The 13,427-nt window shown below is 66.1% G+C and carries 10 protein-coding genes; 2 read left to right on the top strand and 8 right to left on the bottom strand.

All coding sequences use genetic code 11. The features are described from left to right. Positions 1–61: 61 nt before the first annotated feature. The 4 genes from purM to RCJ92_RS07995 all read right to left on the bottom strand — a co-directional run bounded on the left by purM (position 62) and on the right by RCJ92_RS07995 (position 3,695). Positions 62–1,201 (bottom strand): phosphoribosylformylglycinamidine cyclo-ligase, encoded by a 1,140-nt coding sequence (gene purM, locus RCJ92_RS08010; protein WP_446754279.1) that lies wholly within the window; start codon positions 1,199–1,201, stop codon positions 62–64. 106 nt (positions 1,202–1,307) lie between these two features. Then, positions 1,308–2,831: an amidophosphoribosyltransferase gene (gene purF / locus RCJ92_RS08005; protein ID WP_360028226.1), complete on the bottom strand. Its 1,524-nt coding sequence runs from the start codon at positions 2,829–2,831 to the stop codon at positions 1,308–1,310. A 98-nt stretch (positions 2,832–2,929) separates the two neighbouring features. Further along, entirely contained in the window at positions 2,930–3,283 is a 354-nt protein-coding gene (locus RCJ92_RS08000; RefSeq protein ID WP_343831970.1) for a hypothetical protein, read from the bottom strand. Positions 3,284–3,287: 4 nt separating this feature from the next. Next, positions 3,288–3,695: a sterol carrier family protein gene (locus RCJ92_RS07995; RefSeq protein ID WP_446754278.1), complete on the bottom strand. Its 408-nt coding sequence runs from the start codon at positions 3,693–3,695 to the stop codon at positions 3,288–3,290. A gap of 142 nt (positions 3,696–3,837) precedes the next feature. On the opposite strand from RCJ92_RS07995, the gene purD reads away from it, so the two are divergent. Together purD and RCJ92_RS07985 are read left to right on the top strand one after the other, a co-directional pair. Continuing rightward, positions 3,838–5,124 carry a phosphoribosylamine--glycine ligase gene (gene purD, locus RCJ92_RS07990; RefSeq protein ID WP_446754277.1) on the top strand — a complete coding sequence of 429 codons (1,287 nt, stop codon included), beginning with the start codon at positions 3,838–3,840 and terminating at the stop codon, positions 5,122–5,124. 2 nt (positions 5,125–5,126) lie between these two features. Then, positions 5,127–6,032, top strand: a complete 906-nt coding sequence (locus RCJ92_RS07985) for a phosphoribosylaminoimidazolesuccinocarboxamide synthase (RefSeq protein WP_360028223.1) — start codon at positions 5,127–5,129, stop codon at positions 6,030–6,032. Positions 6,033–6,124: 92 nt separating this feature from the next. Here RCJ92_RS07985 and RCJ92_RS07980 read toward each other — a convergent pair whose 3' ends face one another. The 4 genes from RCJ92_RS07980 to RCJ92_RS07965 all read right to left on the bottom strand — a co-directional run bounded on the left by RCJ92_RS07980 (position 6,125) and on the right by RCJ92_RS07965 (position 13,262). Then, positions 6,125–7,933 carry an ABC transporter ATP-binding protein gene (locus tag RCJ92_RS07980; protein WP_446754276.1) on the bottom strand — a complete coding sequence of 603 codons (1,809 nt, stop codon included), beginning with the start codon at positions 7,931–7,933 and terminating at the stop codon, positions 6,125–6,127. Next, positions 7,930–9,666: an ABC transporter ATP-binding protein gene (locus RCJ92_RS07975; protein WP_446754275.1), complete on the bottom strand. Its 1,737-nt coding sequence runs from the start codon at positions 9,664–9,666 to the stop codon at positions 7,930–7,932. The genes RCJ92_RS07980 and RCJ92_RS07975 overlap by 4 nt, the downstream gene beginning before the upstream one ends. 289 nt (positions 9,667–9,955) lie before the next feature. Then, entirely contained in the window at positions 9,956–10,906 is a 951-nt protein-coding gene (locus RCJ92_RS07970) for a metallophosphoesterase (RefSeq protein ID WP_343831964.1), read from the bottom strand. 109 nt (positions 10,907–11,015) lie between these two features. Further along, positions 11,016–13,262 carry a transglycosylase domain-containing protein gene (locus tag RCJ92_RS07965; RefSeq protein WP_446754274.1) on the bottom strand — a complete coding sequence of 749 codons (2,247 nt, stop codon included), beginning with the start codon at positions 13,260–13,262 and terminating at the stop codon, positions 11,016–11,018. Between the last annotated feature and the right edge of the window lie 165 nt (positions 13,263–13,427).

Here is a 13,427-nt window from a genome sequence, read left to right as displayed (position 1 = left end):
GCAACGGCCGCTGCGCTTCCCTCAGGGGGAAGCGCAGCGGCCGTTGCCGGTGTGCCGGGGACTAGGAGGCGTAGGCGCCGGTCAGCAGCACGGCGCCGCCGTCCACGCCCTTGGCGCCCTGCACGAAGTCGGCGCCGGCGGCGGAGGCCGACTCATCCAGCTTCTCAACCTCGCCCATGACCCAGGCGCCCATGTTCAATGCGTTCAGCAGCTCCACGGCCCGGTCGGCCACTGCGGCGTCCACCACCGCGACCATGCCCACGCCCAGGTTCAAGGTGCGCTCCAGGTCCGCCTGCGGGACGTTGCCCAGTTCGCCGATGGTGCGGAACACGGCCGGCAGCGCCCAGGTGGAGCGATCCACACGGGCCATCAGGCCCTGGGGCAGCACGCGGGCCAGGTTGGCGGCCAGCCCGCCTCCGGTCACGTGGCTGAAGCCGTGCACGCCGAAGCGGTCCGCGCCGTTCAGCTCGTTGACCAGGTCAAGACATGCGGAGGTGTAGATGCGGGTGGGCTCCAGCAGCTCCTCGCCCAGGGTGCGTCCGAATTCGGGCACCTCGCGGGTCAGTTCCCACTTGGCGTGCGCAATCACCCGGCGCACCAGCGAGTAGCCGTTGGAGTGGATGCCCGAGGAGGCCATGCCGATGACCACGTCACCGGCCTGCACGCGCTCCGGGCCGAGCAGCGCGTTGGCCTCGATGACCCCGGTGGCCGCGCCGGCCACGTCGTATTCGTCCTCGCCCAGCAGGCCCGGGTGCTCGGCGGTTTCCCCGCCGACCAGTGCGGTGCCGGCCAGCTTGCAGCCCTCGGCGATGCCGCGAACAATGTCGGCGATGCGCTCGGGGATGACCTTCCCGCAGGCGATGTAGTCGGTCATGAACAGCGGCTTGGCGCCCACCACCACGATGTCGTCCACGACCATGCCCACCAGGTCCTGGCCGATGGTGTGGTGGATGTCCAGGGCCTGGGCGATGGCGACCTTGGTGCCCACCCCGTCGGTGGAGGTGGCCAGGTAGGGCTTGCGGTACCCGGTGAGGAAGGAGACGTCGAACAGCCCGGCAAAGCCGCCGACCCCGCCGATCACGTTCTGGGTGTGGGTGGCCTTGATCGCACCCTTCATCAGCTCGACGGCGCGGTCACCGGCCTCGACGTCGACGCCGGCGCCGGCATAGGTGATGGAGGTGGGCTGCTCTTTGCCGCTCATGGCAGATCGGTCCTTTTCTGTCGTGAACACCCGCGCAGCTGCGCGCGGAAGAATCGGGAACGTGGAACGTGGGCGGCGCAGCGGCGGGTGCCCGCGCCGCGGGGGACTAGCTGACGGCGTCGAACTCGGCGTCCGGGCCCGGCTCGCAGCCGGCCTGGGCGGTGCGCTCCAGCAGGTTCTTGCCGCGCCGGGAGGAGTCCGGCAGCTTGATCGGGTACTCGCCGGTGAAGCAGGCGGTGCACAGCCGTTCGCGCGGCTGGTTCGTGGCCGAGATCATCCCGTCCTCGGAGATGTAGGCCAGGGAGTCCGCGCCGATCGACTTGGCGATCTCATCCACGGCGGCGCCGTTGGCGATCAGCTCGGCGCGGGTGGCGAAGTCAATGCCGTAGAAGCACGGCCACTTCACCGGCGGGGAGGAGATCTTCACATGCACCTCGGCGGCGCCGGCCTCACGCAGCATGCGCACCACGGCGCGCTGGGTGTTGCCGCGCACGATCGAGTCGTCCACCACCACCACGCGCTTGCCCTTGAGCACCGATTCCAGGGCGTTGAGCTTGAGCTTGATCCCCAGCTGGCGCAAGGTCTGGCTTGGCTGGATGAAGGTGCGCCCCACATAGGAGTTCTTCACGAAGCCGTGGGTGAAGGGGATCCCGGATTCCTCGGCGTAGCCGATGGCCGCCGGGGTGCCGGATTCGGGAACCGGGATCACGATGTCGGCCACCGCGGTGTTCTCGCGGGCCAGCTGGCGGCCCATCTCCACGCGGGATTCGTAGACCGAGCGCCCGGCGATGGAGGCGTCGGGGCGGGCCAGGTAGACGTATTCGAATACGCAGCCCTTCGGGTTGGCCTGGGCGAAGCGCTGGGAACGGACCCCGGCCTCGTCGATGGCGATCAGCTCACCCGGTTCAATTTCACGGATGAAGGACGCACCCACGGTGGCCAGGGCCGGCTGCTCGGAGGCCACCACCCAGCCGCGGTCCAGGCGCCCGAGCACCAGCGGGCGCACGCCGTGCGGGTCGCGGGCGGCGTAGAGCGTGTTTTCGTCCATGAACACGAAGCAGAACGCGCCCTCGATCTTCGGCAGCAGCCCCAGCGCCGTCTCCTCCAGGGTCTGGCCCTCGGAGCCGCCCAGCAGGGAGGTGACCAGCGCGGTGTCGGTGGTGTTGCCCTGGGCGATTTCGCCGGTGATCTTCCCGCCCTCGGCGTCGATCTTGGCGCGTACCATCTCGGCCAGGTCCGCTGAGTTGGTCAGGTTGCCGTTGTGGGCCAGGGCCACGGTGCCGGACTTGGTCGGGCCCAGGGTCGGTTGGGCGTTGGCCCAGTGGCTGGAGCCGGTGGTGGAGTAGCGGCAGTGGCCGATGGCCAGGTGCCCGCTCATAGAGTTCAGGGTGTTCTCGTCAAAGACCTGGGAGACCAGGCCCATGTCCTTGTAGACGTTGATGCGTTCCCCGTCGGAGGTGGCGATGCCCGCGGACTCCTGCCCACGGTGCTGCAGTGAGTACAGACCGTAGTAGGTCAGTTTCGCTACTTCCTCGCCCGGTGCCCACACACCAAAGACACCGCACTCGTCCTGCGGTCCCTTGTCGCTTGAAAGGAGGTCATGATTCAGTTTTCCATCGCCACGCGCCATGTCAGTATTCTCTCATGTATCCGGGTCGGGGTCGGCCAAAAGGGTGGTTCGTTACAGGCTGCCCGGCTCTACGCAGTTCACCGGATCTGCCCGGCGTTCTAGGGGTGTTCGCGGTGCGGGGTCTCGGTGTGGGACGGTTCGTCCTGCTGCACCGGCACGGCCAGGCGGCGGACCGTGTGGCGGGCGCTGACCCGGTCCAGCACCAGGTAGACAACGGCGGCCACGGCCAAGCCGATGGCGGCACAGAAGGCGGCGAAGAAACCGACGGTGGCGGCTACGGTGTAGTTCGGGGAGGGTTCTCCCAGCAGGGCGATGATGGTGCCGGCCAGGGCGCCGGCGACCCCGCCGGTGGCAAGGATCGGCCACAACTTGGGGGAGGACTTCACTTCGACTTCAAAGGACTTCCCCGGGCGCTGCGCCGAGCCGTGGGGACGAGAGGGGTTTTGCTCCATGCCCTTAAGCGTACTCAAAGAGCGGTAGATGCGCAGACAGGTCCGCGCGCAGCCCGGAAGCCTCCACCCGGGCGTCGGCCACCGCCTGCTGCCAGGAAAGCCGCCCCGTGACTAGGGATAAGAACGCCTCGGCGTCCATTTGCACCACATTCGGGGGAGTGCCGCGGGTGTGTCGGGGGCCGGGGATGCATTGGGTCACACCAAAGGGTGGAACCCGCACCTCCACCGAGTTCCCCTCCGCCCGGCTGGCCAGTTCCTCCAGCGCAAAGCGCACCGCCATTGCCCGGACCGGGCGGGGCAGCGGGGCCTGCTGGGCGGTCTGGGCGGCATCCGTCGCCTCCGGCTGGGCCGCCACCCACTGGTTCAGCGCCTGCCTGCCGTTGACCGGATCTATTCTGCGCTTGATGGCCATCTGCCGCCTTTCGCCGTGCCCTCCACCGCGCCGCGGGCCGCCGCCCGCCGCGCAGAGCCAAGTCTAGCGCCGCGATCGGCCGGTTTCATCAGCGGGTCACACACCCCCGGCGGCGATGCCCCGTCCGGTAAACTCTAGGCCTGTGAAGGTACTGGTTATTGGCCCCGGCGGCCGTGAACATGCAATTGTCCGTGCACTGAACGAAGACCCCTACGTTGAACAGGTGCATTGCGCCCCCGGCAACGCCGGCATTGCCGGTGAGGTGCCGGTGCACGCCATCGACGCCCAGGACCCGGAAGCGGTCCTGGCCCTGGCCCGGGAACTGGCCAGCGACCTGGTGGTGATCGGTCCAGAGGCCCCACTGGCCGCAGGGGTGGCCGATGTGCTCACCGAGGCCGGGATCCCGGTCTTTGGCCCCAGCCGGGCCGCCGCCCAGCTGGAGGCCTCCAAGGCCTTCGCCAAGGACGTGATGGCCGAGGCCGAGGTGCCCACCGCAATGGCGCGGGTGGCCACCAACCGGCAGGAGGCGGAAGCCGCACTGGACGCGTTCGGCGCCCCGCACGTGGTCAAGGACGACGGCCTGGCCGCCGGCAAGGGCGTGGTGGTCACCTCCGACCGCGAAGAGGCCCTGGCCCACGCCGAGGCCTGCTTCGCCGCCGGCGGCAGCGTGGTCATCGAGGAGTTCCTGGACGGCCCCGAAGTTTCCCTGTTCGTGATTTGCGACGGCAAGCATGCGGTGCCGCTCTCGCCGGCCCAGGACTTCAAGCGCATCTTCGACGGAGACCAGGGTCCGAACACCGGGGGCATGGGCGCCTATTCGCCGTTGCCGTGGCTGCCGGAGGGATTTACCGAGGAAGTCATGCAGCGCGTCGCCTACCCGACCCTGCGCGAAATGGAACGCCGCGGCACCCCCTTCACCGGCGTGCTGTACTGCGGCCTGGCCCTGACCAGCCGCGGCATGCGGGTCATTGAATTCAACGCCCGCTTCGGCGACCCGGAAACCCAGGCCGTGCTGGCCCGGCTGAAGAGCCCGCTGGGGGCACTGCTGCTGGCCGCGGCGAAGGGCGAACTGGATGACGCAGAACAGCTGCACTGGCACCACGCCACCGCCGTGGACGTGGTGATCGCCGCCGAGAACTATCCGGACACCCCGGTCAAGGGTGCCGTCATCCACGGCCTGGAGGAGGCCAACGCGGTGGAGCAGGTGCACGTGGTGCACGCCGGCACCGCGCTGGATGCCGCGGGCAACACCGTGGTCGCCGGTGGCCGGGTGCTGGCCGTGGTGGCCCTGGGCGATGACCTGGCCGCCGCCCGGAAGGCCGCCTACCAGGGGGTCGCCAAGATCTCCTGGCCCGGCGCCCAGTACCGCACCGACATCGGCCTGAAGGCCGAGCGGGGACAGATCATCGTGAACACGGAGGCTAAGTAGGCATGGCAGGATTCAAGACCGAAGTGCTGCAGCTTCCCGGCTGGGACCACTTCTACTCCGGCAAGGTGCGCGACCTCTACGTCCCGGCCGGGGTGTCCTTCGCGGACACCGACCGCGTGCTGGTGGTCGCCTCCGACAGGATCAGCGCCTACGACTTTGTGCTCTCCACCGAAATCCCGGACAAGGGCAAGGTGCTCACCCAGCTGAGCCTGTGGTGGTTTGAACAGCTGGGCGACTTCGCCAACCATGTGATCTCCACCGAGGTGCCCGAGCAGGTGGCCGGGCGCGCGATGGTGTGCAAGAAGCTGGACATGTACCCGATCGAGTGCATCGCCCGCGGCTACCTGACCGGCTCCGGGCTGGTTGAGTACAAGGCCTCGGGCACCGTATGCGAACTGCCGCTGCCCGAGGGCCTGGTCGACGGGTCCCGGCTGAGCCCGGCACTGTTCACCCCCTCGGCGAAGGCCGAGGTGGGGGAGCACGACGAGAACATCTCCTTCGAACAAACCGTGGAACGGGTCGGGCTGGAGGTCGCCGAGGCGCTGCGGCAGAAGACGGTGGCGCTCTACGAGCAGGCCGAAAAGATTGCCCGCGAGCGCGGGATCATCCTGGCCGACACGAAGGTCGAATTCGGCGCGGACCCGTCCACCGGGCAGATCACCCTGGGCGATGAGGTGCTCACCCCGGACTCCTCCCGCTTCTGGGACGCCAAGGACTACGCCCCGGGCAAGTCCCAGGCCAGCTTCGACAAGCAGTTCGTGCGCGACTGGCTGACCTCCAACGCCTCCGGGTGGGACAAGGCCTCCGGCCAGCAGCCCCCGGCGCTGCCCGAGGACATCGTCGCCAAGACCCGCGCCCGGTACATCGAGGCCTATGAGCGGCTGACCGGGCAGGACTTCAGCGTCTAGCCTCCCGGCAGGCCCATGACGGCAAGGAGCCCCGAACCAGACTGCTGGTTCGGGGCTCCTTGCCGTCATGGGCAGCGATGCCGCGCGCCCGGTTAGACCAGCGAATCCCTCCAGGCCCGATGCAGGGCGGCGAAGCGTCCATTGGCGGCGATCAGTTCCTGCGGGGAACCGTCCTCGATGATCTTCCCATCGTGCACCACCAGCACCCGGTCGGCGATCTGCACCGTGGACAGGCGGTGGGCAATGATCAAGGCGGTGCGGTCGCCCAAGAGCTTCTGCAGGCCCCGCTGCACCGCCCGCTCCGAGGGGATGTCCATGGAACTGGTCGCCTCATCCAGGATCAGCACCGCCGGGTCGGCCAGGAAGGCGCGGGCAAAGGAAATCAGCTGGCGCTGCCCGGCCGACACCCGGCCGCCGCGCTTGTTCACATCCGTGTCATAGCCCTCGGGCAACCCCAGGATGAAGTCGTGGGCGCCCACGGCGCGGGCCGCGTCCTGGATTTCGGCCAGGGAGGCGCCGGGCCGGCCCAGCGCGATGTTCTCGGCCACCGAGCCGGAGAACAGGAACGCCTCCTGGGTCACCATCACCATGTGACGGCGCAGCTCCTTGTTGGACAGCTCCTTGATCGGCACCCCGTCCAGCTCCAGGCTGCCCGAGCGCAGGTCATAGAAGCGGGCGATCAGCTTGGCCAGGGTGGACTTGCCCGCCCCGGTCTGCCCAACCACCGCGACGACCTGGCCGGCCGGGATGTGCAGGTCGAACTTGCCCATCACCACCGGTCCCTGGCCGTAGCCGAACACCGCGTCACTGAAGTCGATCTCGCCCTTGACCCGCTCGACGCTGCGCGGCTGCTGCGGTTCACGCACCGTGGGCTCCTCCTCCAGCAGCCCGGACACCTTCTCCAGGGCGGCGGTGGCGGACTGCAGCGAGGAGTAGAACATGGCGATCTGCTGCACCGGCTGGAAAACCCGCTTGGAGGCCAACAACAGCGCGACCATCACGCCCACCGCCAGGGAGCCGTCAATGATGCGGAACCCGCCGTAGGCCAGCAGCGCGGCCACGGTCAGGTTGCCGATCATCACCAGACCCGGCTGCAGCACACCGAACAGGTTGAAGGAACGCACCGAGTTGTCCCGGTACTGGGCGGCAACGGCCGCATAGTTCTGGTCGTTGGCCTTCTCCCGGCGGAACGCCTTGACCGCCCGGATGCCGGTCATGGTCTCCACGAACGTGGAGATCACCCGGGCCGAGACGACCCGTGATTCCCGGTAGAGCACCTCGGAGCGGCGCTGGTACCAGAAGAAGAGGATCCCCACCGGGATGGCCGCCACGCAGACCACCAGGCCGCTGCGCCAGTCCAGCACGAAGATTGAAATCAGGGTGAACACCACGAACACGAATGAGGAGGCCAATTCCGAAACCCCCTGGTCCAGCAGCTCGCGCAGCGTCTCCAGGTCCGAGGTCTGCCGGGAGATGATGCGCCCGGAGGTGTAGTGCTCATGGAATTCCAGGCTCAGGCGCTGGGTGTGGCGGAAGACCTGCTGGCGCAGATCCAGCAGCATCGCCTGGGAGATCCGGGCGGCGCAGCGGATGTACCAGGCCAACAGGAACCCGGCCAGCAGCGCGCAGACGATGTACGCACCGCCGGAGACCCCCAGCGAGGACCAGTTGCCCTGGCGCACCTGCGGCAGGGTCCAGTCGATCGCCAGGGCGATGATCATCGGCAGCGCCACGCGGGCCGCATTGGAAACCAGCACCAGCACCACGGTGAGGATGAACAGCTTCATCTGCGGGACCGCCAGGGCGGCCAGCAGCCTGAAGGAGCGCTGGCGAACGACCTTGCGTTCGGCGGCGCTGAGTTTGATGGCGTCTTCGTTCGCCACACCTGACTGGATGCTCACTGGCAGGCCTCCGCGCTGATCAGGGTCTCGTCATCATCCAGGCTGGCGATCACGAAACGGTAGTGTTCATTGGTGCTGAGCAGGTGGGTGTGGCTGCCCACGGCGTCAATGTGGCCATCGCGCAGCAGCGCCACCCGGTCGGCGAGCATCACCGTGGAGGGGCGGTGGGCCACCACCAGCGTGGTGGTGCCCTCCAGCACCTGGCGCAGCCTGGCGGTCACCGCCTCCTCGGTGCGCACATCCAGGGCCGAGAGCGGGTCATCGAGCACCAGGATCCGCGGCCGGGCGGCGATCGCGCGGGCCAGGGCCAGGCGTTGGCGCTGGCCGCCGGACAGGGACAGGCCCTCCTCGCCGATCAGGGTGTCCACCCCCTCGGGCAGCTCGTAGGCGAAGTGCGCCTGGGCCACCTCCAGGGACTCGGCCAGCAGTGCCTCCAGCTGCCGCTCGTCCAGGCCCTCCGGCGCGCCGAGCAGCACGTTTTCACGGACCGAGGTGGAGAACAATGTGGTGTCCTCGAACGCCACCGCGACCTCGGTGCGCAGCTGCTGCAGGTCCCATTCGCGCACGTCCTGGCCGTGCACCAGCACCTGCCCGGCATCCACGTCGTGCAGCCGCGGCACCAGGTTCAACAAGGTCGACTTGCCCGAACCGGTGATCCCCACCAGGGCCATGGTCTCCCCGGGCCGGATCTTCAGGTCGATGCCGGCCAGGATGGGGCGGGCCTGCCCGCCGGCGCCGGGGTAGGTGAAGCGCACATGGCGCAGCTCCACCTCGCCGCTGAGCGTTCCCGGGCGGGAGGGGTGCTGCGGGGAAGTCAGGTCATTGACGGTGTCCATGACCTCGAAGTGGCGGTCCAGTGCGGTCTTGGTGCTCAGGGTCATGCCCAGCAGCATGCCCATGCCCTCCACGGGCCCGGCAATGACCGCGGCAATCGCGAAGTAGGCGACCAGCGAGCCGACGCTGAGGTTGCCGCTGGCCACCAGGGAAACGCCGATGATCAGGCCCACCCCGAGAATGGTTTCGGGAATGGCGACCACGGCCAGCAGGAAGCTGGCCAGCGTATTCGCCTTGCTGATCTCGGTCTCCTGCAGGGACTTGGCCTGCTCGTTGAAGCCGTCGTACATGTCCGGTCCGCGGCCGAAGGCCTTGATGACCCGGATGCCGTGCACCGATTCCTCCACGGCCGTGGCCAGGTCACCGGCCTGGTCCTGGCTAAGCCGGCTGGCCGCGCGGTAGTCGTTGCGGAAGCGGTAGGCCTTGATCATGATCGGCACCGAGCCGGCCAGATAGAGCAGGCCCAGGATCCAGGAGTGGGTGAACATCAGGACCAGGCCGGTGATGACGGTGACGGTCTCCACCACCAGCATCATGGCGCCGAACGCCAGCCAGCGGCGCAGCAGCGACAGGTCCGACATGGACCGCGAGAGCAGCTGGCCCGAGCCCCAGCGCTCATGGAAGGCCACCGGCAGGCGCTGCAGGTGCTTGTAGAAGCGCACGCGCATCTGGTTCTCCAGCCCGGCGGCCGGGGTGAGAACGAACTGGCGGCGCAGGAAGATGAAGAACGCCTCCAGGAAGCCCAGCCCGGCCACTATGGCCACCGCCACCCAGATCTGGGAGGACGAGGCGTCGCTGCCCAGCACGTTGTTGACCAGCCAGGCCAGGACCTGGGGGATCACCAGGGCGACAATGCCGGCGCCCAGGGCACAGAAGAACCCGGCGATCAGCCGGGGCATGATGGGTTGGACGAAGGGGGCCAGACGCCGCAACGTGGCTCGAAGGGAAGTATCCGGGCTGTCGCCTGATGTTTTGCTTTGCCGCGGCACCGTTTTACCTTCGTTCTGGGAAGTGTGATTTGATCCACCACACAGGCTACCGGTTGTGGTTGAGAATATTCAATCGTCCTGCGGCCCGGCTTGAAGGGCGGACTTCCAAATCATGGCAGTGCGGTGGCAAGAACAACTTCGCCTCCCGCACCGGTGGCGCGGGAGGCGGAGCGTTAGCAGTATCGGTGCGGGCCGACGCCTACTTGGAGGTCAGGGTCACCAGCACGGCTTCGGGCCGGCAGGCGATGCGTACCGGGACGAAGCGGGAATTGCCGATGCCGGCAGACACATTCAGCGGGACGCTGCGTCCGTCCAGCTCCCAGTTGGTCAGTCCGCGGGCGCGCCAGGTAGGCAAATCGCAGTTGGTCACCACGGCACCGTATCCGGGAATGCAGATCTGGCCGCCGTGGGTGTGCCCGGCGAAGATGACGTCGGCGCCGGTGCGCGTGAACTCATCCAGCACCCGCTGGTAGGGCGCGTGGGCCAACGCGATCTTCACGTGCGGGGAGCGCGCCGAGTTCACCGAGCCGGCCGGCCACCCGGCGAAGGTGTCGCGGTTGATGTGCGCGTCATCCACACCGCTTAGATCCATGCGGATCCCCTTCATGGGAACCGACTGGTTGCGGTTGGCCATATTCAGCCAACCAGCGGCGCCGAAGTGCCGGTGCATCTCCTCGTGCGGCAGCGCGTTGCGGCTGGAGTTGTTCGGCACGCCGCGGCTGCGCTTGAGGTAGCGCAGGGGGTTTTTCAGTTGCGGGGCAAAGTAGCAGTTGGACCCGGGAACGAAGGCGCCGGGGAATTGCATCAGCGGCTCCAGCGCGTCGATCAGGGCCGGCACGCCATTCTGGTGCGACAGGTTATCGCCGGTGTTGATCACGAAGTCGGGGCGCAACTCGGCCAACTGGTGCAGCCAGCGCCGCTTGAGCTGCTGGCCAGGCACCATGTGGATGTCCGACAGATGCAGGATGCGAATGTCGGGGGCGCCCACCGGCAGAACCGGAAGGGTTTCGCGGCGCAGCTGGAACTGCTGAGTTTCATACATTCCATAACCGATAGCCGCCGTGCCCAGGGCCAGGGCGCCGCCTGCCAGCAAAGCGGTGCGGCGAGCGGCTGAGGCCAAGGCCGTTGAAAAATCCTTCTGTGAAGTCATAGGTGGACCGTCAGTGTCCTTTCAACGAAAAGTGCTGGTTGGAATGCGAAACCATCGTAGTTGCGGATAAAGGAAGGCCGCGGCCACCAAGGTGGCCACGGCCTTCAGTTTAGTCCTCGTCGGAGTCGTTCGGCGAACCCGACTTTGTCGGTTCAGGCTTGGACTTCTTTTCCTTCTTGTCTTCGCCCTTGTCGTTGGACTTATTTTCGCCCTTGGACTTGTTCTCGCTCTTTTCCTTCTTGTCCTTCGAATCCTTGGAATCTTCCGAATCCGACTTGTTCGAGTCACTCGAATCGCTCGAGTCGTTCGAATCACTGGAGTCGCTCGAATCGCTGGAGTCAGAATCCTCCTTGGGCTGCGGCTTCGGCTTGGGAGCCGAACGAGCGGAGCCGAAGGAACCCTGGTCGAACTCGTGGACTGCTTCCTCCATGAAGTCGACCCACAGCGGGGCGGCGTAGGTCGAGGAGTCAACCATCTTTGGCGCACGAACATCGTTGATGAGCGCACCGTGCAGCGAGTTCTGCGGTTCACCGGCCTTGCCGTTCAGGCGTCCAACCCAAGCGGCAGTGGAAATCCCGGTGCTGTAGCCCACGAACCAAGTGGAGCTTGCGTAGTTGTTGGTACCGGTCTTGCCAGCGATCGGCCCGGAGACACGGCCCTTGGATACACGCTTTGTAGCGATTTTCTGCAGGGTGCCGTTCAAGTCTGCGATGTACTGCTCGTCGACGACCTGCTTGCAGTCTTGTTTCGGTACGTTGTACTTGTTGCCTTCACTGTCCACCACGGAGGTTAGCGCGCGGGGCTCGCAGTATTCGCCCTTGTTGGCGAAGGCAGCAAATGCTGCAGCCTGAGACATGGGGGTAATGTTCGCCGAGCCGATGATGAACGATGGGTTTTTCGGGCTGATCGGCCCGGGTCCGCCGTTTTCACCTGCGTCCTGGTCCAGTACGCCTAGCTTGGTCGTGTAGTCCGTAATCGTGCACAGGTCTACCTTTGCGGCTTCTGCGACGGTCGCGGAGTTAATGGACCACATCAAACCGTAATCAACAGTCATGGTCCGGTAAAAGCCCCTCGAGGCGTTCGCAGGTGACCAAGGCTCACTGCCGCCAGTCACGGTCGTTCCGCCGGGAAGGCAGGATGCCCGCCACTTTGAGGTTGGGCTGTAGTAGGGCCGCTTGGCATTGATTTTGTCGTACATGTGGTGACCCTCGTGGAGCCAGGCCAGAGTCGTGTACGGCTTCATGGTCGAACCGCCCTGGAAGCCGCCGGCGCCGCCCATTGAACGGGGAACGGCGAAATTAAACGTAGTTTGACCAAGGCCCTTTTCAGGGGTGTAGGTAGTGTTCTGAGCCATCGTGAGGATGCCGCCGGTACCGGGCTCAATCGACACGAGTGAGGAGTAGATGTCCTTGTTGGACTTTGCCTTCGGGTCGATAGCCTTACGGGCATCCTTGGCGGCCTTCTTGTTCAGGCTCGCATCCAGGGTGGTCTTGATGGTCAACCCGCCACGGTAGAGCAGGTTGACGCGGTCTTCCTTGGTCTTACCGAACGCCTCGTCCTTGGAGAGCACCTGGGTTGCGTAGTCGCAGAAATAGGCGTTGTCGCCGGCGGCCATGCAACCTGATTTGGAAGAACTCGGGTTGGTCTCCAGCTTGGAGGCCACGGCCTTGTCGTATTCCTTCTTGGTGATTGCCCCGGTGCGGTACATGTTGCCCAGGACCTTGTCGCGGCGGTCCTTGGCCCGTTCCGGATTGTCAATCGGGTTGTACACGTTAGGCAGCTGCACCATGCCCGCGAGCATCGCGGACTGCTGCAGGTTCAGGTCCTTGGCATCCACCGAGAAGAAACGCTGTGCGGCAGCCTGCACACCGTATTCACGCCCGGAGAAGAGCACCAGGTTCAGGTAGCCTTCGAGGATTTCGTCCTTGGACATCTCGTTCTCGATTGCCACCGAGTAACGGACTTCGCGGATCTTGTCCGCGTAGTCCTTCTGGCCCGACACGGTGGTGTCCTTCGCGCCGGTTAGGTACTGGTTGTTCACCAGCAGGTTGTTCACGTACTGCTGGGTCAGGGTCGAGGCACCCTGGCGCGAAGAAGAAGTCAGGTTCGAGACAGCCGCGCGCAGCATGCCCTTGGGGTCAACACCGTTGTGCTCGTAGAAGCGCTCATCCTCAACCGAGACGATTGCCTTGCGCATGTACGGGGAGATGTCCTCAAGCTTCACCGGGTCACGGTTCTGCTCGTAGAAGGTGGCAATGACCTTCCCCTTGCGGTCCAACATCTGGGAGGGCTGCGGAATCGGCAGCTTTTCAAACGACGCCGGAAGCGAGTTAACGATGTTGGATCCGGTGGTCATACCGGTTTTCGCGATTGCCGCAGCGGGCACCAACATGCCGGCCGCGAGCACACCACACAAGGCACTGATTCCAAGGAATGCAACGATCTTGCCAAGAGTGGTAGCTGTGTCAAAAAAGGGGGACTTCTTAGCTGCCATGCGTACTAGTTTACAAGGACGCGCTAA

It is taken from the genome of Glutamicibacter sp. BSL13 (assembly GCF_052928425.1).
This window is presented reverse-complemented; position numbering and strand designations above follow the sequence as displayed.